Origin of the sequence: Bacillus sp. NTK074B (genome assembly GCF_017303375.1) — a bacterium.
Taxonomy (GTDB): Bacteria; Bacillota; Bacilli; order Bacillales; family Bacillaceae_B; genus Rossellomorea.
In genome coordinates, this window is the sequence record NZ_JAFKOH010000009.1 from 72,505 (window position 1) to 96,146 (window position 23,642).

At 42.8% G+C, this 23,642-nt stretch carries 29 protein-coding genes and 1 riboswitch; of the genes, 12 read left to right on the plus strand and 17 right to left on the minus strand.

The window, feature by feature from the left end; genetic code table 11:
• Nucleotides 1–12 precede the first annotated feature (12 nt).
• The 3 genes from JI667_RS23075 to JI667_RS15530 form a co-directional block, all read right to left on the minus strand.
• Nucleotides 13–138 (minus strand): YuiA family protein, encoded by a 126-nt coding sequence (locus tag JI667_RS23075; protein WP_206857057.1) that lies wholly within the window; start codon nt 136–138, stop codon nt 13–15.
• Between the two features lie 158 nt (nt 139–296).
• Entirely contained in the window at nt 297–782 is a 486-nt protein-coding gene (locus JI667_RS15525; RefSeq protein ID WP_206856781.1) for an NUDIX domain-containing protein, read from the minus strand.
• A 77-nt stretch (nt 783–859) separates the two neighbouring features.
• Complete coding sequence (locus JI667_RS15530; protein ID WP_206856783.1) at nt 860–2,077, minus strand: NAD(P)/FAD-dependent oxidoreductase; 1,218 nt, start codon at nt 2,075–2,077, stop codon at nt 860–862.
• Between the two features lie 488 nt (nt 2,078–2,565).
• On the opposite strand from JI667_RS15530, the gene JI667_RS15535 reads away from it, so the two are divergent.
• The 3 genes from JI667_RS15535 to JI667_RS15545 all read left to right on the plus strand — a co-directional run bounded on the left by JI667_RS15535 (nt 2,566) and on the right by JI667_RS15545 (nt 5,010).
• Nucleotides 2,566–3,564 carry an NAD(P)/FAD-dependent oxidoreductase gene (locus tag JI667_RS15535; protein WP_206856785.1) on the plus strand — a complete coding sequence of 333 codons (999 nt, stop codon included), beginning with the start codon at nt 2,566–2,568 and terminating at the stop codon, nt 3,562–3,564.
• Nucleotides 3,565–3,637: 73 nt separating this feature from the next.
• On the plus strand, nt 3,638–4,255 hold the full coding sequence (locus tag JI667_RS15540) for an FMN-binding negative transcriptional regulator (protein ID WP_206856787.1): 618 nt from the start codon (nt 3,638–3,640) through the stop codon (nt 4,253–4,255).
• 110 nt (nt 4,256–4,365) lie between these two features.
• Nucleotides 4,366–5,010: an SDR family oxidoreductase gene (locus JI667_RS15545; RefSeq protein ID WP_206856789.1), complete on the plus strand. Its 645-nt coding sequence runs from the start codon at nt 4,366–4,368 to the stop codon at nt 5,008–5,010.
• Between the two features lie 51 nt (nt 5,011–5,061).
• On the opposite strand, the gene JI667_RS15550 is transcribed toward JI667_RS15545, so the two are convergent.
• Entirely contained in the window at nt 5,062–5,424 is a 363-nt protein-coding gene (locus tag JI667_RS15550) for a HesB/IscA family protein (protein ID WP_206856790.1), read from the minus strand.
• Between the two features lie 217 nt (nt 5,425–5,641).
• Between JI667_RS15550 and JI667_RS15555 the strand changes: the two genes are divergently transcribed.
• Nucleotides 5,642–6,340, plus strand: a complete 699-nt coding sequence (locus JI667_RS15555; RefSeq protein ID WP_206856791.1) for a DUF2225 domain-containing protein — start codon at nt 5,642–5,644, stop codon at nt 6,338–6,340.
• Nucleotides 6,341–6,645: 305 nt separating this feature from the next.
• Here JI667_RS15555 and JI667_RS15560 read toward each other — a convergent pair whose 3' ends face one another.
• Nucleotides 6,646–6,888 (minus strand): YuzB family protein, encoded by a 243-nt coding sequence (locus JI667_RS15560; protein WP_206856792.1) that lies wholly within the window; start codon nt 6,886–6,888, stop codon nt 6,646–6,648.
• Between the two features lie 319 nt (nt 6,889–7,207).
• On the opposite strand from JI667_RS15560, the gene JI667_RS15565 reads away from it, so the two are divergent.
• Entirely contained in the window at nt 7,208–8,275 is a 1,068-nt protein-coding gene (locus JI667_RS15565; protein WP_206856793.1) for an NAD(P)/FAD-dependent oxidoreductase, read from the plus strand.
• Between the two features lie 84 nt (nt 8,276–8,359).
• Here the strand turns inward: JI667_RS15565 and JI667_RS15570 are convergent, their stop codons facing one another.
• On the minus strand, nt 8,360–8,686 hold the full coding sequence (locus JI667_RS15570) for a YuzD family protein (RefSeq protein ID WP_206856794.1): 327 nt from the start codon (nt 8,684–8,686) through the stop codon (nt 8,360–8,362).
• Between the two features lie 187 nt (nt 8,687–8,873).
• Between JI667_RS15570 and JI667_RS15575 the strand changes: the two genes are divergently transcribed.
• Nucleotides 8,874–9,110 carry a NifU family protein gene (locus JI667_RS15575; protein WP_034763763.1) on the plus strand — a complete coding sequence of 79 codons (237 nt, stop codon included), beginning with the start codon at nt 8,874–8,876 and terminating at the stop codon, nt 9,108–9,110.
• 47 nt (nt 9,111–9,157) lie between these two features.
• On the opposite strand, the gene JI667_RS15580 is transcribed toward JI667_RS15575, so the two are convergent.
• Nucleotides 9,158–10,120: a 2-hydroxyacid dehydrogenase gene (locus JI667_RS15580; RefSeq protein WP_206856796.1), complete on the minus strand. Its 963-nt coding sequence runs from the start codon at nt 10,118–10,120 to the stop codon at nt 9,158–9,160.
• A gap of 75 nt (nt 10,121–10,195) precedes the next feature.
• On the minus strand, nt 10,196–11,197 hold the full coding sequence (gene yutH / locus JI667_RS15585; RefSeq protein WP_206856798.1) for a spore coat putative kinase YutH: 1,002 nt from the start codon (nt 11,195–11,197) through the stop codon (nt 10,196–10,198).
• A 241-nt stretch (nt 11,198–11,438) separates the two neighbouring features.
• On the opposite strand from yutH, the gene JI667_RS15590 reads away from it, so the two are divergent.
• Both JI667_RS15590 and sda read left to right on the plus strand, forming a co-directional pair.
• Complete coding sequence (locus JI667_RS15590) at nt 11,439–11,939, plus strand: phosphatidylglycerophosphatase A family protein (RefSeq protein ID WP_206856800.1); 501 nt, start codon at nt 11,439–11,441, stop codon at nt 11,937–11,939.
• Between the two features lie 322 nt (nt 11,940–12,261).
• The gene (gene sda / locus JI667_RS15595; protein ID WP_211201321.1) at nt 12,262–12,375 is read left to right on the plus strand and encodes a sporulation histidine kinase inhibitor Sda; all 114 of its coding nucleotides are present in this window, start codon (nt 12,262–12,264) and stop codon (nt 12,373–12,375) included.
• Here sda and JI667_RS15600 read toward each other — a convergent pair.
• The 3 genes from JI667_RS15600 to JI667_RS15610 all read right to left on the minus strand — a co-directional run bounded on the left by JI667_RS15600 (nt 12,372) and on the right by JI667_RS15610 (nt 14,520).
• Complete coding sequence (locus JI667_RS15600; RefSeq protein WP_098350080.1) at nt 12,372–12,623, minus strand: helix-turn-helix domain-containing protein; 252 nt, start codon at nt 12,621–12,623, stop codon at nt 12,372–12,374. The two genes, sda and JI667_RS15600, sit on opposite strands and share 4 nt — an antisense overlap.
• Before the next feature lie 589 nt (nt 12,624–13,212).
• A complete protein-coding gene (locus tag JI667_RS15605) occupies nt 13,213–13,977 on the minus strand; it encodes a TIGR01457 family HAD-type hydrolase (protein WP_206856802.1) in 765 nt (254 codons plus the stop codon).
• Between the two features lie 105 nt (nt 13,978–14,082).
• Entirely contained in the window at nt 14,083–14,520 is a 438-nt protein-coding gene (locus tag JI667_RS15610; RefSeq protein ID WP_206856804.1) for a DUF86 domain-containing protein, read from the minus strand.
• 133 nt (nt 14,521–14,653) lie between these two features.
• On the opposite strand from JI667_RS15610, the gene JI667_RS15615 reads away from it, so the two are divergent.
• Together JI667_RS15615 and JI667_RS15620 are read left to right on the plus strand one after the other, a co-directional pair.
• Nucleotides 14,654–14,923: a DUF3055 domain-containing protein gene (locus tag JI667_RS15615; protein ID WP_206856807.1), complete on the plus strand. Its 270-nt coding sequence runs from the start codon at nt 14,654–14,656 to the stop codon at nt 14,921–14,923.
• A gap of 70 nt (nt 14,924–14,993) precedes the next feature.
• On the plus strand, nt 14,994–15,299 hold the full coding sequence (locus tag JI667_RS15620; protein ID WP_206856809.1) for a cytosolic protein: 306 nt from the start codon (nt 14,994–14,996) through the stop codon (nt 15,297–15,299).
• Between the two features lie 41 nt (nt 15,300–15,340).
• On the opposite strand, the gene JI667_RS15625 is transcribed toward JI667_RS15620, so the two are convergent.
• A complete protein-coding gene (locus JI667_RS15625) occupies nt 15,341–15,616 on the minus strand; it encodes a YutD family protein (protein ID WP_206856811.1) in 276 nt (91 codons plus the stop codon).
• Between the two features lie 103 nt (nt 15,617–15,719).
• Here JI667_RS15625 and JI667_RS15630 point away from each other — a divergent pair, with 103 nt between their 5' ends.
• Complete coding sequence (locus JI667_RS15630) at nt 15,720–16,454, plus strand: YhcN/YlaJ family sporulation lipoprotein (RefSeq protein ID WP_206856813.1); 735 nt, start codon at nt 15,720–15,722, stop codon at nt 16,452–16,454.
• Between the two features lie 331 nt (nt 16,455–16,785).
• On the opposite strand, the gene lipA is transcribed toward JI667_RS15630, so the two are convergent.
• Nucleotides 16,786–17,703: a lipoyl synthase gene (lipA, locus tag JI667_RS15635; RefSeq protein ID WP_206856815.1), complete on the minus strand. Its 918-nt coding sequence runs from the start codon at nt 17,701–17,703 to the stop codon at nt 16,786–16,788.
• Between the two features lie 220 nt (nt 17,704–17,923).
• Between lipA and JI667_RS15640 the strand changes: the two genes are divergently transcribed.
• On the plus strand, nt 17,924–18,925 hold the full coding sequence (locus JI667_RS15640; RefSeq protein ID WP_414635246.1) for a M23 family metallopeptidase: 1,002 nt from the start codon (nt 17,924–17,926) through the stop codon (nt 18,923–18,925).
• Nucleotides 18,926–18,965: 40 nt separating this feature from the next.
• Here JI667_RS15640 and JI667_RS15645 read toward each other — a convergent pair whose 3' ends face one another.
• The 4 genes from JI667_RS15645 to yunB all read right to left on the minus strand — a co-directional run bounded on the left by JI667_RS15645 (nt 18,966) and on the right by yunB (nt 23,591).
• A complete protein-coding gene (locus JI667_RS15645; protein WP_206856817.1) occupies nt 18,966–19,073 on the minus strand; it encodes a methionine/alanine import family NSS transporter small subunit in 108 nt (35 codons plus the stop codon).
• 1 nt (nt 19,074) lies between these two features.
• Nucleotides 19,075–20,601: a sodium-dependent transporter gene (locus tag JI667_RS15650; protein WP_206856820.1), complete on the minus strand. Its 1,527-nt coding sequence runs from the start codon at nt 20,599–20,601 to the stop codon at nt 19,075–19,077.
• 285 nt (nt 20,602–20,886) lie between these two features.
• Nucleotides 20,887–22,449: a Na+/H+ antiporter NhaC family protein gene (locus JI667_RS15655; RefSeq protein ID WP_206856822.1), complete on the minus strand. Its 1,563-nt coding sequence runs from the start codon at nt 22,447–22,449 to the stop codon at nt 20,887–20,889.
• A gap of 115 nt (nt 22,450–22,564) precedes the next feature.
• Nucleotides 22,565–22,747: riboswitch (Lysine riboswitch) on the minus strand.
• Between the two features lie 79 nt (nt 22,748–22,826).
• On the minus strand, nt 22,827–23,591 hold the full coding sequence (yunB, locus tag JI667_RS15660; RefSeq protein ID WP_206856823.1) for a sporulation protein YunB: 765 nt from the start codon (nt 23,589–23,591) through the stop codon (nt 22,827–22,829).
• Nucleotides 23,592–23,642: the final 51 nt, after the last annotated feature.

Genomic DNA, 23,642 nt, shown 5'->3' on the forward strand with positions numbered 1-23,642 from the left:
ATCCTATCAGGCTTATTTTTGTTTCCCGCTGCCTCCGCAGCATGGACACGTTTCAGAACCACCCAATACTAACTGAAAGTATCCTTTTCCTGAACAGTAAAGACAATATTTCGTTTTAGCACTTGCAGTAGCTCTCATCATTCCCTCTCCCTTTTCTTTAATTTCTTAATTTTCTGATAATATATCATCTATCTCACATAAAGAAAAGGGACACTAAAGGGGATGTACCTCTAAGAAAGCGAATACATTTATGTTTTTCTTTCATTATCTCTTTTTTTCTTAAAATTTACAGAATTTTATAAAAATAAGTTGTAGCGCGTGTATGCAAATTGATCTCCCGGATTGATGCCTTCAATCATATTTAACCCGTGCTGAGATGACACTCGTTTGATCATCTCATGGACCATGACGGATGTTTGATCATCTTTCAATAATTCTTGAGGTGATTTCCACCCAACATCCCACAATTCTTTTTCTTCGATTTCGATTGAAGAAATTCCCTTGTTTTCCAACAAAAAGATCATCATATTGTCGCTAATATCATGTTGGATGACCCCTGACCGAACCCCTACAATTCCCTTGATGGTCGTATGTAACCCCGTCTCTTCATTCACTTCTCTCACTACCGCTTCGTCCACTGTTTCTCCTGGATTTACAAACCCCGCAGGCAGTGACCACATACCCTTTAATCCGCTGTATTTCTTTTTCACCACAAGCCATTTACCATTTTCATCGATGATCAGCCCCGCAACGGCCAACCAAACTTTTCCCCTTTTCACCATAAGCACCCCCACTTCATTTTCCCATAATAAAAAGCAGAGTGGAATCCACCCTGCTCTTCATTCTGAACATTTATAGCTTAAAAGAACTTGAACTTTCCTTTTTTGAATACAAGGGATGGTCCACCAACCATGAATAAAGCACGGTTATCGACGACCTTCTTCATGAAGGAAGCTTTTGTTCCAGTGATCTTCTTACCATAAACGACACCGATTGCATCATCTTCGCCAAGTGAACATACTGTTCCTTTAATGTCTGGAGTGAATAATTCAAGCTCTTCTTTACCGTGAAGTAAAGCAGCGATGTTACGGGCACAAACTTCACCTTGCTGCATCGCGATTTGTGCAGTCGGAGGGTATGGACGCTCCGTTTCTTCATTGATCATAAGTGAACAGTCACCGAGGATGAAGATATTGTCATGTCCTGGTGCGCGAAGATCTTTGTTGATCTTGACGCGGGCACGCATGTTTTCAATTCCGGCTTTTTCGATGATGGAGTTCCCACGGACACCTGCAGCCCATACGATTGTACCCGCTTTGATTTCTTCCACTTCATCTTCGCCTTTAGCGATGAGTACGCTGTCTGCCTTAGCTTCTTTAAGTGGAGTTCCGATATGGAATTCAACACCCTTTTTCTCAAGCTTGGCGCGAGCATATTTTACCAATTCAGGATCAAATCCCGGAAGGATCATTGGCGCAGCTTCTACACACACGATTCGTACTTTCTTACGATCGATATCATATTCATGGCAAAGCTCAGGAACACGGTTACCTAGTTCACCCAAGAATTCGATTCCAGTGAAACCAGCTCCACCAACAACGATTGTTAAACGCTCATCGTTCTTTTCTTCTTCATTTTTATAAGTAGCAAATTGTAACTCAATGTGCTCACGGATTTGACGGGCAGAGTTGATGTTTGAAATCATGAATGCATGCTCATGAAGACCTTGGATGCCAAATGTTTCTGATTCTGCACCCAGTGCGACAACCAGGTAATCGAATTCTACTTCGCCGTCACCTGTGATGACCTTCTTCTCTTCCACTTTGATGTCTTCAACAGTAGATTGTAAGAAGTTAACTTTGCTCGTATTGACAACATCTTTCACATCGTAGCGTACACGATCGTGATGAAGAGTACCTGCAGAAGCTTCGTGTAACCAAGTGGTTTCGTAGTGATAATCATTCTTATTAATCAAAATGATTTCTGCTTCATTTGTACCTAATTGTTTTTGAAGACGGGTAACCGTCATTAATCCACCATAACCTGCACCTAATACAACGATTCTTGGCTTTCTCAACTGAATCACATCCACCTTTTTTGATAAATTTGCTTTGGATACTCTTAGAGTCCTCCACATCATGCGTTTTTATCCCGTTCAATCTGATGCTATTATCTTTTTCCCTATAAAAAAGGAACTAAAACAAATCAAACGCGATGTTTCCCTTCAGTTATCGAGGAAAATATTGTATAAAAAATATAAAAACAAAAGTATGTGACGAATTTCACGAACTACTCCATAGTTATGCGAAAATTGTCATAAATTCTTAACAATATGTCTACATTACATAATATTCTTTTTGCCTGGTATTTTCAAGATATATATAGGAAATTAAACTCTTAAGAATATTTAAAAAATGTGGGTCTCAAATCATTCAAAAGTCGCAGGCTCTCTCATAGATAAGTCTGATTTATCTGAACTTATCAGACCTATCACTGTGAAGAATCAAAAGCTGTGTGATAGAATAAAGTAAATTGAAGCATACCTAATCGGTTGGAGGGATCAAATTGAAGGAAGATCAGAAAGTGTATGATATCACGATCATAGGCGGCGGTCCTACGGGATTGTTCACGGCGTTCTATGGTGGTATGAGAAAAGCATCGGTTAAGATCATCGAAAGCTTACCACAACTTGGTGGCCAACTGGCTACTTTATATCCTGAAAAATACATATATGATGTTGCCGGTTTTCCTAAAGTGAAAGCCCAGGATCTTGTTAACAATCTCAAGGAACAAATGGCGAAATTCGAAGCGACAATCTGTCTGGAGCAGGCGGTGGAAGGTGTAGAGAAACAGGCTGATGGCATGTTCAAGCTCACAACGGATAAAGAAGTCCACTTTTCAAGAACCATCATTATCACGGCAGGAAACGGTGCTTTCCAGCCACGCAGGTTGGAACTCGAACATGCACGTGAGTTCGAAGGAAAGAATCTTCATTATTTCGTTGATAACCTGGAACACTTCCGGGATAAGAAAGTCGTCATATGCGGCGGCGGTGACTCAGCCGTCGACTGGGCCCTGATGCTTGAGCCGATCGCAGAAAAGGTTTACCTCGTACACAGACGTGATAAGTTCAGGGCACATGAGCATAGTGTGGAGAATCTTCACAACTCAACAGTTGAACTGAAAACACCGTTTGTCCCTTCTGGATTGGTCGTCGATGAAGATAAAATCAATCAGCTCGTACTGGAAGAAACGAAGGGGGACGAAAAGGAAATCATCGATCTTGACGAGTTAATCGTAAACTTCGGATTTGTTTCATCCCTCGGCCCGATAAAAGATTGGGGACTTGAGATTGAAAAGAATTCAATCGTCGTCAACTCCCGGATGGAAACAAATATCCCCGGCATTTATGCTGCTGGTGATATCAGTACGTATGACGGGAAAGTCAAGCTCATAGCGAGTGGATTTGGTGAAGCCCCTACAGCGGTCAATAATGCGAAAGCATATATGGATCCAAAAGCAAGGGTGCAGCCGATGCACAGTACGTCCATGTTTACAGATTGATCAACATGCTCTTATTTAAGGGGGCTCGGGAATTGATTCCTGAGCCTCTTCTTCATTAAAAGGAGAGGATTCCATGTACATCCCGAAAGAGTTCATCATTCATGATAAAGAAACGCTATTTTCAATCATCGAGGAAAATAGTTTCGCCATCGTTTTTTCTCAGCATAGTGGCAAGCCTTTTGCTACCCATTTACCTCTCTTGTTAGATAGGGAAAACCAGTGTCTTTATGGACATTTCGCCAAAGCGAATCCCCAATGGCGTGAAAGCGCCGGTAAGGATTTTCTCATTGTCTTCCAGGGGCCCCATGCTTACATCTCCCCTTCTTGGTATGAAACCGACCAAACCGTTCCTACCTGGAATTATGTGGCGGTACATGTATATGGCAATCTTGAGCTGCTGAAGCATGAATCCGATACCATTGATTCCCTTTCGTCACTTGTAAAGAACTATGAAAAACCCGATAGTCCATATTCATTGGACGAAGTCGATGAAAAGGTTCAAACCGGTCTAAGAAGAGGGATTGTCGGGTTTAAAATCCCCATCCGATCTCTTGAAGGAAAAGCCAAGCTGAGCCAGAATCACCCTTTGGAAAGACAACAGCGCGTAATCAAGCACCTTGAACAAATCCAACAAGATAACAGCCGTGGAATTGCCTCTTATATGAAGAAGAATATCCAACCAACAAATTAATGGATTTTCCCAGTACTTCATCCTCCCTGACCCACTGTTTTGTTTATTTTCACTCTGGATGGGTAGACCAATAATAGGATAAAAATTTTGGATAAAGGATGATGAAGAAAATGAATGTATTAGTAATAGGAGCAAACGGCAACACTGGCCGTCATATAGTGAAAGAACTTTCGAACAGCAGTCAGCATTTCGTAAGGGCTATGATCCGCAAAACGGAACAGGCGAAGGACATGGAAGATTTAGGAGCAAGACCGATAGTTGCAGATCTTGAGCAGGATTTCTCATATGCCTTCGAAAACGTTAATGCCGTCATTTTCGCAGCCGGCAGCGGTGGATCGACAGGTGACGACAAAACACTTGCCATCGACCAGGAAGGTGCCAAAAAAGCAGTGGACTATGCGAAGAAAATGGGCATTGAGCGTTTTGTGATGCTTAGCTCCATGGGTGCAGATAACCCTTCAAGCGGCCCGGATGAATTACAGTTCTACTTAAAAGCCAAAGGTGCTGCGGATGCCCACTTGAAAGAGAGCGGCTTAAATTACACCATCGTCCGCCCTGGATCCCTGTCAAATGATGACGCAACAGGAAAAATCGAAGCAGCTTCAAGCATCGAAGATAAAAGCCGTGATATCGCCCGTGGCGATGTCGCCAAAGTGCTTGTGGACTCCTTGACCATTGAAGAAACAAATCATAAAGTATTTGAGATCTTAAGCGGCGATACGCCTGTCGAAGAAGCACTGAAAAAAATCCATTAATCTTGAAAAAAGGGACGGACCTCACATTGTGAGGTCCGTCCCTTTTTAAGTTTAGCAATTCTCAGGTGTTCCCTTATTCGTCGCTGTCACGAAAGATGATCCACATCCGCATGAAGCGATGGCGTTCGGATTGTCGATGGTGAATCCGCCGCCCATCATGGACTGCTTATAATCTATTTTCGTGCCGTTCAAGATGGGCGCATCCTCTTTCGCCACGACCAGCTTGATTCCATGCTGCTCCGTCGTGGTATCCCCATCCTGCAGGTCATGTTCGAATCCCATACCGTAAGAAAGGCCGCTGCAGCCTCCCCCTTTCACCGCTACACGTAACATGGCATTTGTTTCGTCATGCTCCTTCATCATATCTTTTATCTGAAGGGCAGCAGCTTCTGTTAGAATGACAACTTCACTCATTCATTACACCCCCAACTTTTTCATTTCTTACTACTTAGTATACTCCTTTCTATTTTACTACTCAACCAAAGGAGCTTTGGTGAACGTTTGGAAGAAAATAGTCAAGAATATTCAAACGAATCGTGACCTTTTGCTTAAAAACACAAAAAAACAGTGGTCCCCCCACCTTTCACCAAGGTATAATGAGGTAAATAGTCCCTATTGCGAGGTGATATTCATGACGGTTGTGACACCCTTTTATGATAAAAAGACACAGTGTCTCTCTTGTAAACACTCATACAGCACCATACGGATCCGGTCACGCTTTGTGAAATTGTCTGGGTACGATACCGACTTTTGTCCCTTGTATGAGTCCGACGAAGTGAATCCTCTGCTCTATAACGTGTCGGTTTGTCCCGTCTGTGGATTTTCATATACAGATGATTTTACGTCATACATTCTCCCTGTCCTCAAGGCAGAATTGGAAGAGAAAATCAGTCTGCACTGGAAGCCACAGGATTATGGAAAGATCAGATCATATGAAGATGCGATCAACACCTATAAGCTGGCAGCCTATTGCGCTTTGATCAAGAAAGAGAAAAAGATGACCATTGCAGGATTATACCTTCGAACAGCATGGCTTTATCGCAAAATCGGAGAAAGAGATCAGGAAAGACGCTTCATTAACCTGGCTACACATGAATACATAGACTCCTATTTGACTGATAATGTATCCGGATCTTTGATGTCAGAAACAAAGCTTCTTTATATCATCGCTGAATTACTGAGGAGGCAGGATAAAATCGATGAGTCGGTTGCGTACCTATCCCGGGTGATCAGTAAACAGCATCTCTCAACCGAACCAAACATCATCGAAATGGCCAGAGACCGGTGGTACGAAATTCGCGAAGGGTACAAAGAAACCAAGTCCATGTAAAAAAACTAGTGGAGTGTCCACTAGTTTTCTTCATATATTCCTGGACAATATGCCTCGAGGATATTCCCCTCTGGATCATAGAATTTAAAATGACTGAGATGTCCGGGATTTGGCTCCACCCGAACTCCTTTTTCCACGGGGGTCTTATAAAGAACATCCTTGTATTGTTCAGATATTTGTAAAACCGGATAAGTGACTCCACTAATGACCCCCTCGCCTGTTTCAATCAAGCAAAGAGCAGAGAACATTTATTGTAAAAACCCTCCAATAAAACAAAAAAATAAGCCGGCTATACCGGCTTTACATTAGAACATCGGATTGTCTTCAAGGAATTGATAGATCTCATTCACGAGTTCTTCAGGCGTATCGCCTGTTACGACCTCCCCATTGACGAGAGCATAAAAGGATTGGGCGCATTTTCCGCAGTAACCCAGGCATCCGTACTCAATGACGTCAAGGTTCGGGTCTCTTTCTAATATCTCAAGCGCCTTTTGCGCACCGCTAGCAAGATTGCTTATACAAAATTCAATAATAGGTTTCAATTCCATCACCTCACTACTCTTTGTTATGCTACCTTTTTTTATGATACTCGTCAATGATTTGCATTCCATGTAATGGTATAACAGATTGTGAACATTTTCGCTTATTTCTGTTGTGAAAACACCTGTATTTCGATATACTTTTAATGTTAATAGGTTTATTTATGTAGAATTTGATCGAATTATGTCTAATATTGAAAATGCTTACTTTGTCAGGACCCGCTTCGGCGTGGATGTCCTTTGAATCCTGTCCCTTATCATTCTGGGATATAAACCATATACAAACACTATTTCAACAATAATGTAGAGTGCAAAAGGGGAAATTACCATGAAACAATTAGTGCTGCTTGGCGGAGGATACGGCAACATGCGCGTCCTTCTTCGCTTATTACCCAACCAATTACCTGAAGATGTATCGATTACCCTGATTGATCGAAATCCTTATCACTGTCTTAAGACAGAATATTATGCTTTGGCTGCAGGTACGATTTCAGATCAACATGTACGCGTATCCTTTCCGGAACATGCCCGTTTATCCTATGTATACGGAGATATCTCAGCAGTTGATATGGAGAATAAACTCGTCCGGATGAAGGATCAGGATCCCGTACCCTATGATGACCTGGTCATCGGTCTAGGATGTGAAGATAAATATCATAATGTCCCTGGTGCTGATGAACATACTTTCTCGATTCAAACAATTGAAAGATCCCGTAAGACGTATCAAACGCTGTGTAACCTTCCTGCTGGTTCCATTGTCGGAATCGTCGGAGCCGGTTTAAGCGGTATTGAACTTGCCAGTGAGCTGCGAGAAAGCCGTTCGGATCTGAAAATAAAGCTATTCGATCGTGGACCGCGTATCCTCAATGCCTTCCCGGAACGTCTGAGCTCTTACGTTCACGGCTGGTTCGATGAAAACGGTGTGGAAATCGTGAACAATTCCAATATCACGAAAGTGGAACCCAACACGTTACATAACCACGAAGAGCAGATTTTCTGCGATGCCATCGTTTGGACTGCGGGAATCCAGCCAAGCAAGGTCGTGCGTGACATGGACGTAGAGAAGGATGCAAGCGGTCGCGTCACCCTGACAAAGTATCATAACCTTCCGCAGGATGAACATGTATACGTGGTCGGGGACTGCGCAAGCCTTCCTCAAGCCCCAAGTGCCCAACTGGCTGAAGGACAGGCAGAACAAATTGTGATGATCTTATTGAAACGGTGGAATAACGAAGAGCTTCCTGCAGAATTACCGAAGATCAAGTTAAAGGGAATCCTGGGCTCACTCGGAAAGAAACACGGTTTCGGACTGGTAAATGACCGCTCCATCACTGGGAGGGTCGCCCGTTTGTTGAAATCCGGTGTGTTATGGATGTATAAATATCATAATGGATAATCAAAGACCCCCTACTCTCAACAGTAGGGGGTCCTGTTTTGTATCATTACTTATACGTTTATCTCAAATTGGCTGCTTCAAGGTTTAAACCGCCTTATACCCATGCTTCTCAAGCTCTGAGTATATTGTCTTCAAGCGGGGATTTCCTTCTCCAACAATATTCCCTTCCAACAATACGACTGGATAGAACATATCCTCCTCAATCACCCTTATGGCAAACTGTTTGACAGATTCTTCTTCTGGTGGATTGTGAATATCCACATATTTAATCATAAATGGCTGATTTGGATATTTTCTGCTCACAGCAGCCTCCAGCCATTCATATGTTTCTTTCGATGATGGCAAGTTTACACAGCTTGGACAGAGTATTTCCGCCCCATATACGTAAAGTTCAACCGGCTTACGCTCCATATGAATCTCCCCTTCGTTTCCTCTTTTGTTTATTTTACAAAAAAAGCACAAAGGTTGGAACCATATAATAAGATTTTCTCTGCATGGGAAACATTTCTTGAAAAAGATGCGCCCAATCGTTTGCAGGTTGATAGATTTTTTTCGAATATGTCATTATAATAGATAATAAGGAAAGGAGTAGATAATTATGGCTGAAAACGAAATGATTGCACCCGTTCAGGAAGTATTAGATAAATTACGTCCGTTCCTACTTCGCGATGGTGGAGACTGTGAACTTGTAGACGTTGAGGATGGCATTGTGAAATTACGCTTACTTGGTGCCTGTGGAAGCTGCCCAAGTTCAACCATCACACTAAAAGCTGGAATCGAACGCGCACTAGTGGAAGAAGTTCCTGGGATCGTGGAAGTAGAGCAAGTATTCTAATGCATGTTAAAAGCCTGAAATCCCTTCAAGGGATTCAGGCTTTTTTTTTATTTCACCGCTGTTTTGGGCTGATCTCCTTTTAGTACGGCATGAATGTTGTCTGCACAAAGGGTCATCATATTATACCGTGTATCCTGAGAAGAGCTTCCGATATGGGGAAGCGCGACCACTCGATCGAACGTTAGAAGAGGATGATCTTTACTGATGGGTTCCATTTCAAATACGTCCAACCCGGCTCCTCTGATGTCTCCCCTTCTTAATGCCTGTACGAGGGCATCTTCATTGACGATGGGTCCCCGCGCTGCATTGATGAGAATCGATGTTTCCTTCATTCTGTTAAACTGTCCTTCCTGAAACATCCCTTCTGTGTCAGCATTTAGAGGTGCCAGGATCACAACAAAATCTGATTGAGCAAGAAGTTCTTCGAATGGGGCATACTTTACTCCCATGGCCTGTTCTGCTTCGTGCTTCCGGGAGCGATTGTAGTAGAGTACCTCCATATTGAACCCTTTCGCTCTTCTTGCCACAGCTTCACCGATACTTCCCATACCGACAATCCCCATGGTTTTGTGATGAATATCTGAGCCAGCGAGTAAAAGAGGCGACCAGCTTTTCCAGTTTCCTTCTTTTACATAACGGTCAGCTTCAACGACCCTTCTTGCAACAGCCAGCAATAGGGCAAACGTCAAATCCGCCGTTGTTTCTGTCAATACATCCGGCGTATTCGTAATGGTGATTCCCTTTTCCTTTGCTGCCTCAAGATCGATATTGTCATAACCGACAGCCAGATTGGATACGACCTTCAAAGATTCCGCTCTCTGTAAGAGCTCCCCGTCGACCTTGTCCGACAGCATGGTCAGTAACGCTGACGCTTTCTCTGCTTTATCAAGGAGGATATTCCTCGGAACAGGTTCATCCTCCCGATCCCACATCTCCACTTCGTAGTTTTCCCGCAATGGTTCGATGACGGACTCCGGAAGTTTTCTTGTGATATAGATGTATGGCTTCATATGTATTCCCCACCTTCACTTCTTTTTTTCAGTTTAGCATAAAAGTGAAGGTCCCACTCATTTCAGGACATGGGGTTATAACCAGGCGATAAGAGGGATTCCCCATTTCTTAACAGGGACCTCCGACATATGATAAAAGTCAGACAGGAACGCTTCATATTGATGGGAATTTTTTAAGTATCTCTCGAGTTTCTCCTCAACCGTCTTTTTCTTCTGCTCCGATTGTGAAATATAATATTCCTCTACGCACTCGAAATAGTGAAGCGGGAATAATAGCCGGGAATACAGCAGCCTCCATGAAAACGGCGAAAGTGGGGTAAACGATTCATACTCTTTCATAAACTCCTGAAGCTCTGGATGAAACGTCTGGCTCCTCATAAAATACCGTTCCCTCACCCACTCTGCTATGTCCCGGGTACAGTGATCGAATACCCATTGAAACGGAAAATGAATGCACACTTCCGTCCCCCACGTGGACTCGAGGAACCGTTCATGACAAATCGTCCCTGCATCTTCGGGCGTGGGTTCTTCATCCAGCTCCGTGTCGACGAGATACTGTATGGCGTTTTCGGTCAATGCGCTGTAATACGGATAGCTCTCCACAAACCGACGTTCAAATTCATCAACGGGCTGGTCCTGAATGACCTGATAATACGCCTTTTCCAACTGGGCCAGCCTCTTTTCCCACAGACCCTTCCACTCCCCCATGCGATTAATCTTTTCTACCTTTTCTTCAAAGGTCCGTCCCCTGTAATGAAACTTACTGAGCTTTCTACCAAGCTTCCTGTCAGGTGGGGACTCGAGACTTTCATTCCTGAGGACGACATAGTCTTTATCCTTTTCCACAACGAGGAATCTTCCCTCGTTACTCTGGACAAAGGTAGCGACATGGCGATCTCCGGCACTTTTTAGATGCTCAGCCAATTTGTAAAGTTCCACAAGGGTTTCCTGTTCCATATTCGATACGCCTACAATACTATATACTAATCCCCCGACCATGTATCGATCCATCATTCCATCGTAGAATGCCCGCTCAGGATGCAACCCAAAATGTTTATTCAGAATCTCTTGAGACATACAGACCTCTCCTATCTATAATGACCGTTCTTTTTCGCCATTCGTATATAACCTTCACTCTATATAGTTGGAGAACGATTAAACCAATCCATACATGAATATCCAAAACGAGAGATGGGCAAGAATGAGAATAGAAGCTATTATTATGTCTATTTTCCAAAAGGGAATCATATGAGTAAAACAAGGCTTCGTCTAATCGAAATAGGGGTTATATAATCTTTCAAAGAAAAAGGTGAATAGGATGAAGGATAAGGAATCAATGGATTTATTAGAAAGTACAGCGCGTAAATGGCTGCATGAAAGAGGAGTGGAAATTGAAGATATCGCTCAATTAGTCATGTACCTTCAACAAAAGTATCATCCTGATCTTGAACTTAAGGAATGTATTTATAACGTTGAGCGTGTATTAACGAAGCGTGAAGTACAGAATGCGATCCTGACAGGTATTCAACTTGATATATTAGCTGAGAAAAAAATGCTGATGGAGCCCCTGCAGGCGATTGTTGAAGTGGATGAGGGATTATACGGTGTGGATGAAATCCTGGCCTTTTCCATTGTGAATGTATATGGTTCCATTGGATTTACAAACTACGGATATATCGATAAGCAAAAACCAGGGATACTGGAGGAATTGAATGATAAGTCTTCCGGTAAGTGCCATACTTTCCTTGATGATATTGTCGGCGCCATCGCAGCAGCCGCTTCAAGCCGTTTAGCACACAGGGCAAAATGTTCGGAATGAAAGACATAAGTATCCAAATCAGACGACAGGGTCGTCTGATTTTTTAGTGATAAAAAAAGTATTCAAGGTAAATGATACAATCTGCCCAAAATGACTATACAGTTAGAATGATGAGATCCATTTAACTCACTTAATGATTGCATATCAATGAATATTTTTATATAATTACAATTATAGTTGTAATTATATTCAATATAATTGTACCCATCACATACCAAAAAAATATACACACCGAATATAGGCTCTCACTACTATGAAGTATACAAGTTTCCCCCATCATACATACGTTTGAAAATAATCGAGGTGAAATCATATCCGGCTCCTGAGTGACAAAGCCCTAATCGATGCCTATGAAAAAGCAAAACAGTTAAAACTCAGTAATGAATTCATCATTCTGATCGAACAAGAAATTAAAAAGAGAAAATTAGTTCATTAAAGAATCGTTTGATTGTAGATGTCTTCGTGTTCCTCACAAGTCGGCATAATGTCTTCCCACTGAACGTCAAGAGCACATACAATGGCATTCAACTTGTTCAGGGAAGGGTTTGCCTCTCCCTTTTCGATCAACGAAATATAATTGACCGTCAATCCACATTTGTGGCTTAATTCTTGTATGGTGATTTCTTTCGCTCTTCTATGGTGCCTTATTTTCTTTCCGACAAGTCCTGTAACTGTAATACTCATTACCTCACTACCCTTTTAAAAATTCTTTAGAAATGACGTGGAATGTTTCGAAAATCAAGCTAAGAAACAGTGACTTTCACTCTTAAAGTTGTTTGCATTCGTAAAGAATAGTTAGAAATTGAAAAGGTATCAATGCTAATAGTCCCCTACTACCTTTGATGTTTACCCTAGTTGAATACCTTTACACTTAATTCCGAAATATTTTCTAAAAAAATTGAAAAAATCTTTACTTTCTCTCTTCAGTTTCTGTTTCCTGGTCGTTCTGAGTACTCAAATATTGGAAAAATTAATTAAAGTTCGTTAGAGGAAAACCGCATAATACAATAGGAGTATAATTTACGTTCTTACTACCATACTTTCAACAATAGCTATAGAGGCGAAAATATTGTTCATAAAAAGGACCGTGACAAAAGTCCCCTGAAGTATAAATAGTATTTTGCTTACTTCTTTTTACACTAGTTCTATTTTACTTATACAGACGTGTATTGTCCATTATGAATATGCTTCTAATTCAAGATATTTTTCTATTTGAGTACTCGCCAAGGGCTGATAAAGAGGGAAAGGCTGCCGTACCTTCTCCATTATTTTACTAAATATCCCATTGATCCAAGGTGTCAATTGTATAGGTTGGCTTAACATGCTTTTTGCTTAATGTTTCTTTCGTGGTCACTCCTGTATGAACAAGCAAGGTATCGAGCCCTGCATTTATTCCAGCCAGAATATCTGTGTCATAGTTATCCCCAACCATCAACGTATCTTCCTTTGGCACCCCTAATACAGATAATGCTTGTTCCATAATGATGGATTCAGGCTTTCCGATAAAGACCGGGTCTGTCTGAGTTGAGACGGTCACGACAGATGTCAGAGAACCATTCCCAGGAAGCAGTCCCAGCTCAGTGGGAATCGCTATGTCCCCATTCGTTGATATGAACGTTGCCCCATTTCTTACTCCTAAGCAAGCGAGTGATAACTTCTCGTAATTGATTTCCCTGTCAATTCCCACTACGACGAAATCAGGGTTTTCTTCCTGAAACGTAATGCCATTCTCTTCGAGTGCGGAGCGAATTCCTTCCTCACCGATGACATAGGCTGTGCCATTCGGCTTTTCCTTTGCCATGTACTGGGCAGTCGCCATGGATGTAGTAAATACCTGTTCCTTCGTCGCAGGGATATCAAATGAACGAAGCTTTTCAGCAACTTGCTCAGGTCTTCTGGAGGAATTATTCGTCACGAACAAATAGGGTAAGCCCTTCTCCTGCAATCGTTTAACGAAATCTCCCGCTTCTTCGATCTTCTCTTTTCCTTTATACATCGTCCCATCGAGATCGATTAAGTATCCTTTATATTCTTTCATTTTATAGTACCTCCTTAACGTTATGCTTAGTATGACCATTAGTTAGTATGGCATTGAATGAAAAATAAGACAGCGCCCCTCAATAGAAAGCGCTGTCAAATACTCTTAATTTTTAAATGCCGATACAGGACCCAGTTCGTTTTCCAGGTAGTCTCGGACCTGTGTTGGGAATTGGACCAGCGTTTCAGACACTTCATGTAAGATGGTATGTAACTTTTCGTGATCAACACATGTGTAATCCTGGACAAGTGGTTTACGCTGCTCCACGAGACGTTTAAGGTCTTCACTCATGTTGTCAGTGATCACCTTCTCATCAAGGAGAATATCAATGATGTCCTCATAGCTGCCGGGATCCCTCATGATAAATCCATCGATCATACTGTTTCCTACATCCAAAATGGATTCAATGATTACGTGGGCAACCCGCTCAAGGGCCAGCTTTTCTAATGTGGATCTCCACTGCTCCTGACGACTGACAATCGTAAGTTGCCCGCTCATATAGACCAGAATTTCTTCAATCTTTTCCCTGTCTACAAAATACATGATGCACACCTCTTTCTAAAACAAAATCCTCACACTTTATTTTAACATAACTTCAGCATCATACAGATACATCCTGCAATTCCCGTTTTAGTTTGATATGATGTAATGAGCAGAAAAAGAGGAGGGCATCGTGATGAATGAACGATTTTATTTGTATGACGATATGGAAAACACCAAAACCCGGTTTGTAAGTTTCATGGGGGAAAGTCAACGATACGACCTGGCCATCACTCAGACGGAACGTTATTACGGGAAATCATTAGTACTGGACCTTCAGGGCAACCGATTTGCCATTATGGGAAGAGATGACCTGGATGAACCCGGCTATATAGAAAGTGTATTTAAATTAACAGATGAAGAAGCAGAAGAATTAAGGGACTTTTTAGGTGAAATTATTCTTTAAATCAAGGATACCAAGAGAATGAACTCCACCTCCCCCTCACATACTACTGGTATGAAAGGTGGGAGATCAATTGAGTAAAAAGAGTAACTACGATAAAGAAGAAGAAGTATACAGTGACTTTTCAAATGTAGAGACGTACCGTAATTTCATCGTACCTGAAACCCTTCCCGAAGGTCCCTATGGATCACCAAGAGGAAAGCATGCCCCTGTCGAAAACAAAAGCACCCCATGGGAAAAAGGCCAACGTTATTATAGTGCTTTCAATTATGAAAATAAATCCCTCCATCAGGATATACCGCGACAGGAACCCGGTTCACACCCTGTTCATGCTGACCCTGATGTAAACGAAGAGCCGCCTTATACTGAAAATAAGTAAAAAAAGGAACAAACGGTCACCGTTTGTTCCTTTCTTCATCTTTATTTATTGACTTTCTTAACGAGAAAATAAGCACATCCGAAATTACAGTATTCATATAAATAGTCCTTATGAGTGCTTACCTTTGTATCAAAAGAAGCCTTCTGGTTGTGATCTTCAAAGAACCCCTTCAGCCTCAGCTGTCCATATCCCCAATCACCGAGGATATAATCGTATTTGCTTAAAATATCGCTATATCTTTCCTTAAATGCTTCTTCGTTGAAACCGTCTCTGAATTCATCGACGATTTCATAGCATGTATTCTGCACGCAAATCACCTCTGTCCACCCACTTTCGTTTCCTTATCTTAAATTATAACGGATTGTCCATTAATTTCTATGAAAAATTACCATACAAGATGGTCACCCTATCAAATAGGGGGTGTTTAAGTTGAATAAATTAATTTTAGGTACGACGGTACTGAGCATTACGCTAATCGGAACTGCCTGTAATGGCATTGACACGGCCAATGAAGAAATGTTCCACGATAACGGAAATACGATCAATGTTAGGGACAGGGAAGACCTGTATAACGAAGACAGTTGGACCAAAAAAGGAGCCCACAGAGGTGAAGACTTCGGTTATGTCAGACAGCAGAAAAGTCCTACCGGTGGTCAGAACATCTCCACGAAGGATATGTATAGCATCAACCGGGAGCAGGTAGCTGACAGCATCAGCAAGATGAGTGTCGCCCTTCCTAACGTGAAGGATTGCTCTACGCTAGTGACAGACGAAGAAGTGCTTGTCTCCTATGTGACCGACAAAAAAGATAAAAACGGACGCTTTGAAGTAGCCGATCAGGTAAAGAAAACAGCCATGTCTGTCATCCCACGTTGGTATCATGTCTATGTAACCGATGATAAATCGTTGATGCGCAATGTCGAAAACCTGGCCAAAATGGATAGCGACAGTAAAAACGTCAATACAGCGATTGACGACACCATCAATCTTATGCTGAAAGACTCTCCTCAAGGAAGAAATGTCGACTCGGGAGAGAATGCCAACGGCGAAATGACATCTGATCAATACGAAATGCGTGACGACGACACCCATAAAATCAATATGGACCGCCAGAAACGCAACGATTATACCGACAACAATAACATGATGGAATAAAGAAAAGCGGAGGCGGCTTGGTCAGAGGCGACAAGCATAAGATGAATGGGCCACGAAGGCGCCCTTTGCCTTCTTGGTCCATTTAGCTTATGACCTCGAGCCTCTAGCCGCCGCAGCTGGACATCAAGAAAAGCGGAGGCGGCTTGGTCAGACCCGACAAGCATAAGACGAATCAACCGGAAAGGCGCTCTTTGCCTTTTTGGTTGATTTGACTTATGACCTCGAGGGGCTAGCCGCCGCAGCTGGACCTCGAAGAAAACCATCTGTTACAAAAAGGACTGACCGTTAGAGAGCATCTCCGACACGTCAGTCCTTTTCTTGTTATGTGAAATTATGCATTTTGAACTTCCTGCTCACCTTTGGCTTGTCTTGCTTTTGCAGCTGCGTTCACCTGCTCGTCGGCATGGTAAGAAGAACGTACAAGCGGACCTGCTTCACAGTGGCTGAAGCCTTTTTCCATAGCTGCTTCACGAAGTTCGGCAAATTCGTCTGGATGGTAATACTTTTGAACCTTCAAATGTTTCTTCGATGGTTGCAGATATTGCCCCAGTGTCACAATATCAACATGATTGGCGCGAAGATCATCCATCGTTTCAAGGATTTCTTCCTTCGTTTCCCCCAGACCAACCATGATGCTTGATTTTGTCGGGATCTCAGGATTTAGTTCCTTTGCACGGCGCAGGAATTCCAATGTACGATCATAGGTCGCACGGGCACGAACTCTTGGAGTAAGGCGGCGGACCGTTTCAACATTGTAGTTCATGATGTCAGGCTTAGCGTCCATCAACGTCTTAATGTTATCGAAGACTCCCCCCATATCGGAAGGCAGCACTTCAATAGAAGTGAACGGACTCTTACGACGGATGGCGCGAACGGTTTCAGCAAAGACTTGTGAACCGCCGTCTTTCAAGTCATCACGGGCAACAGCTGTAATAACCACGTGCTTAAGATTCATCATTTGTACAGAATCTGCAACACGTTCTGGTTCTTTTAGATCTAATTCAGTCGGAAGACCTGTTTTTACCGCACAAAAACGGCAGGCGCGTGTACAAATATCCCCGAGAATCATGAAAGTAGCCGTACGTCTTGTTCCCCAGCACTCATGAATATTCGGACAGCGGGCCTCTTCACACACAGTATGAAGATTGTTCTCACGCATCATTTTTTTCAAGCCCATATAATTATCGTTCGTATTCAGCTTAATCTTAAGCCAATCCGGTTTACGAATATGTTCATCTTTCTTGCTCATACCCCTCATCTCCAATCCTAAATAATCTGACTTAGGCAAAGAGTGAAACGCTGTATCGTTCATCCTATGTAAACAAGCCATCATCAATATACTTCTTTTGTCACTTTATCATACTAAAAAAGTGAAAACAAGCATGCGATACCCTATTACCATTTATTGATGATTATGAATCCCGGTGAACGATACAAACTACAAATAGGCCCCTAAAAATGGAGGGATTATTTTGTACAAACGATTGGTCTTACTCATTGTTCTTTTCTCCTTCGTGATAAGCCCAACCCAAGGCTTTGCAGAAGAAAAGCTTACGGATGAGCAGATTCACACCAAAAGAATGGAATTGTTTCAGAAGAGCGAGGCTTTGACTCATATTCCCTGGTACTACTTAGCTGCCGTTGATCAATATGAACGAAGTCTCCGGTTCGCCCGTAAAGATAGAGAAAAGCCATCTTCTTATATCTCGATTTTTATGGAATCCGAAAAGTGGATTGGCCCTCTGAATCCACACTCTGATGATGAGAACCCGGAAACGATTGCGCTTTTCAATGGAATCGGTCGGGACGGGGACCTGGACGGGAAAGCCAGCTTGAAAAGTGATGAAGATGTCCTAGCTGCCTTAACGGACTTTATACTGAGATATGGTATCGATCGTGATAACTTCAAGTTGGCCCTTTGGGATTATTACAAACGGGATAAAACCGTCAGTATCATCATGGGAAATGCCAAAATATATAAACAGTACGGAACAATTCACCTGAATAAAAAAGCCTTTCCACTCCCCTTGAGATTTAACTATAGTTACCGGAACACATGGGGAGATGCCCGTGGATGGGGTGGAAGACGAATCCATGAAGGGACGGATCTATTCGCTGACTACGGCGTACCGGTAAGAGCCACGTCCTACGGTATCATTGAAATGAAAGGCTGGAACCGTTATGGAGGTTGGCGCATCGGCATCCGTGACATCAATAATACGTATCACTACTTTGCTCACTTGAGTGGTTTTGCGAAAGACCTTCATGTAGGACAGGTGGTTGAGCCGGGCATGGTGATCGGCGGGGTCGGAAGCTCAGGTTATGGACCACCGGGAACGTCAGGGAAATTCCCTCCCCATTTGCATTACGGTATGTATAAGGATAACGGCCTGACAGAATGGTCCTTTGATCCGTATCCTCATCTAAGAATGTGGGAACGCCAGGACAGAATGGAAAGCAGGAAACATTAAAAAAGCAGACAATGGAGGATCCATCGTCTGCTTTTTCCTTTTATACCTGTTTTTTTGATTTGGAAACAGCGTTCATGATACTAGCTGCTAATCCACCCCAGATGACGATCACTCCGACCACCATCATTGCAATTGCGCTACCAGACATGTTAGCTTACCTCCTTATAGCTATCAGCATTCGATTTGGCATGCCAGCGTTTGAATCCGAAGGCTACTCCTGCCAGGATGGCAAATGCCGCTACAAACCATCCACTGTAAAGGATGAAAGTATCTGAGTAGCCACCGTAGTTTCCAGTTTCATTTTCAAATTCTTTTAGTAAATTCATCTTGAACAAACCGAACATCATCCATCCCAGGACGATTGGTGTAATAACGCCTAAGCATACTTTCCACCATGCTCCAAGCTGGATATCTGAAATTCCATTGGCATGAGACTGGAATGCTCCCAGTTTACGAAGGAACCAGGCAATCACAACTACTTCCACCAATCCTACAAACGCCACTCCAAATTGGTTGATGAAGTAATCAGCTACATCCAGGAACAATAGACCTCCCTGTGTGGCAAAAAGGATGGAGATAACGGCTGAAAGTCCTCCACCGAATAGAACAGCTTTGTTACGGGAGATTCCGAACTTCTCAGAAACCGCTGCTACATATGTTTCCGAGATCGATATTAACGATGACAGTCCGGCAAGGACCAGAGAAGCAAAGAACAAGAAACCAAATACTTCGTTGAATGCCGGGAATTCGTTAATGATCTGCGGGAAGACCACAAACGCCAGTCCCACTCCTCCACTTACAACATCCTGAACAGCAACTCCCTGTGATTGAGCCATGAAACCTAGTGCTGCAAATACCCCAATACCAGCCAATAACTCGAATCCCGAGTTACTAAATCCTGTAATGAACGCATTGTTCGTAATATCCGATTTCTTCGGCAGATAACTTGAGTACGTAATCATGATCGCAAAGGCAATGGATAAGCTGAAGAAAATCTGCCCGTAGGCCGCTACCCATACACCAGGATCAGCGATTTTGCTGAAGTCCGGTTTGAAGAATGCATCCAGACCTTCCATCGCTCCAGGTAAAGTTAAAGCGCGAACAACTATAATTAAGAATAATATAACAAGTGCTGGAATAAAGATTTTATTCGCTACTTCGATCCCTTTCTTTACACCCTTGAAAAGAATACCGAGCGTCACGGCCCATACGATCACAAGGGGGATGAATACCCCTGGAACCACACTGCCCGTCTGACCTGCATCAACTGAAAGCTTTAAATAATCGCTGAACAGGAAGGATTCTGTATCCTTTCCCCAACCTAAATTGAAAGAAAAAACACTGTAGGACATCGCCCAGGCGATAATGACGGCATAATAGGTGGAAATAACGAATGCAATTAATACCTGCCACCATCCAAGCCATTCTGTTTTCTTATTAAGACGGAAATAAGATAACGGTGCTGAACCACGGTACTTATGACCAATTGTAAATTCAAGTACTAATAATGGAATTCCTGCTGTCAGAAGAGCGAATAAATAAGGAATGAAGAATGCTCCCCCGCCATTTTCATACGCTACTGCCGGAAAACGCCAAATGTTCCCTAGTCCGATTGCCGATCCGACAGCAGCCAGAATAAATCCTGCTCGTGTACCAAACTGTGCACGATTTTCCATGCTGTTCCCCCCTAGTTCTTTCCAACTACCTTTCAAGAGGTATTTGAAATTTTTATATTTTCAGATTATTTATAATCTAAAGTCAGTATAGCTAGTTCCAGGACAATTGTCAAAGCTTTATTTTAGTGAATCAGTGAGAATATTATAAAATGCCTGCAGTACTATTTCACTATAAGAAATTTGTCGGTTTTTAGGGAATGGGAGGAGATAGAATCATGCAGCGGATTCAACTTCCAATCAAGAAAAAAAACCAGAAGCGGGTTAGCTCCTGGTTTTTCAATTCCATTATTCTGCAGATGCTGGCTTTGCTTTTTCACCGAACAGTAAAGCGATTGCCATGATTAATATGATGACAACCACGAGTCCGAGGATGGTGCTTCCAGTGAATCCTAATACGAGGTATCCGATTGCGGCTACAACCGCACCGATGATCGCATATGGAAGCTGGGTGATGACGTGATCGATATGATTGCTTCCTGCACCTGTAGAGGAAAGGATCGTCGTGTCCGAAATCGGCGAGCAGTGGTCACCCAGCACTGATCCTGCAAGGACCGCTGCCATGGCAGGAAGTAAAATGCTGACATCCGATGCTGCTGCAATTTCTCCGGCGATCGGCAGGAGAATCCCGAACGACCCCCAAGAAGTTCCCGTTGAGAAAGCCATAATTCCGGCGACCAGGAATAAGATGACCGGCAGCGCCTGCACTGGTAAGCTCGATTGTTCAACCAGTCCGGCAAGATATGTACCGGTTTGCAGTTGATCAATCAGTGTTACGATGGTCCAGGCAAAGATTAAAATATAAACAGCCGGCAGCATTGACTTGATTCCTTCCAGTACAGCCGTTCCAAGAGCACTGCCTTCAATTCCTTTCAGGCTTACTTGGCGAAGGAAGAAAATCAGGGAAATCACCAGTCCGAATAATCCACCGTATAATAGCGATTTAGTAACATCTGTATTTTCAAAGATCGGCAGTAGATCAAAAGATCCCACCGCTTGATATCCAGTCCATAGCATCATGGAAACTGTACCGATGACAAGAGCCACAATCGGCCAGACAAGATCACCCACAGATCCTTTTGAACTGACAGGAAGATCATTTTTCAATTCACCGGGAATTTCTTTGCCGGGATCATAAAGATCTCCGGTTTCAATGGCACGCACTTCATGCTCTTTCATTTTACCGAAATCAAGTCCCTTATAAGCAACCATGACAACAAGCAGGACCGCTGCCCACACATATAGGTTCATCGGGATCATTTGAATGAAAGCTGAAAATGCCGTGTACTCCGTAATACTGTGAGCAGTAAGAATGGAACCGATGATTCCGATAATATATGCTCCCCAGCTCGAAATCGGTGAAACGACACAAATCGGAGCAGAGGTTGAATCGATGATATAAGCTAACTTTGCACGTGAAATTCTATGACGGTCCGTGATGGGTCTTGAAACCTGTCCGACAGCAAGGGCATTAAAATAGTCGTCAATAAATATGATGATACCTAATACCGCAGCCAAAAGCTGTGCACCCTGCCTTGTCTTCACTCGTTTCATCGCCCATTCACCGAACGCGCGGCTCCCGCCTGAGATATTCACAAATGCCGTGATCACACCGAGAATGAGTAAGAAGAAAATGATGTAGACATTCCAAGTATTCAGGCCGCCATCAGCGACAAAGATGCCCTTAAAGGCGTCCCATACAAAGCTGAATGTTTTAGGAATGGATAAATCCGCCAACAGAAAGGCAGATGCGACAATTCCTACTCCCAATGAAAGCAGGACCCGTCTTGTGAGTATAACCATAAGAATGGCTAAAAGGGGTGGTAATAATGAGTAAATCGTGTTTTCCATAGTGTCCTCCTCCTATTTGATAGGGGGGAACCATCGTAGCATGACAGAGGATAATAAAAAAAGGCAACGATAGAGAAACTATCATTACCTTTGTTAGTAACGTAAGTGCTCCATCACGATCTGTAGCTCCCCATTATAGAGATTTCCCTATAATGACAGTGTTATCCTTCTTCAAGACAACCCCAGTAAATAGACCTTTGACAAGCATATTTACTTCGGCAAAGATTCCCTTTCATCTGTTTTCTTCGTTGTCATCCTCGAACAGATTACTCTTGAACCCTGCGCCTCTACCCCATCGGACTGATGATGTGGTGTGTTATAAAATTTTCTTTATTAATATAACAAACTATCATTCTTTTGACAACTTTTTTCCCGGACTAATTTGTGGGAAATTCAATGGAAGGACTCGATCCCCCTCCACCATTATTATAAAATTGCGGTACATCCAGATGAACCGTCCCCATCGCAACCAGGATATCCTGCTTGATCGTTTCGGTTTTCGTTGCAAACGGGATGATGATTTGTACATTTACTTCAAGCTCCACAAACACCTTCACTACTGCGTTATTGATTCCAAACTGCTCTACCGTCGTTTTCACATCGGAACGTACGTCACCGATGGAATGAAAGCGAATGGGGATTTTCGGCCCCAAGTTCCCGAGCAAAACGTTGTTCGTAGCCTGACCTAGAGGTACGGAATACGTAATGCCCTTCGCAGTCTTCGATTTGCCTTTATCAATTTCCACCTCTGTGAGAAACTCAAGATTTTCAATATTCCCGGCCTCTGCTTCCTGAAGATTCTGCTGGACCAGATTCGTGATTTCTGCCTGGACCCTGTTGATGGTCTGCGTATTATATTTGAACGAAACAATATCGCCTTCCTGGTTCTTCACTTCTTCGGTTATATCCGAAATATCCAGAACATCGGCAATCTTTTTATTGATCGCTTTATTAATCACCAGGGTACCGATCCTGCTCGTCTGTGTCTCGGCATAAGCAAGAAGGGTCGGTTTTAACCCTTTGTTAATGATCCATAATCCAAATCCAGTGGAAATCATAAAGAACAGAAATGTAATGATCATAACATGTCGAAAAGGCAGTGGACCTCCTCTTCGGGGTTTGTAGGTTTTGAACTTTGACAAAAAAATCCCCCCTTACAAGCTATTTGTATGCTCTGTAAGAGGGGATTAACG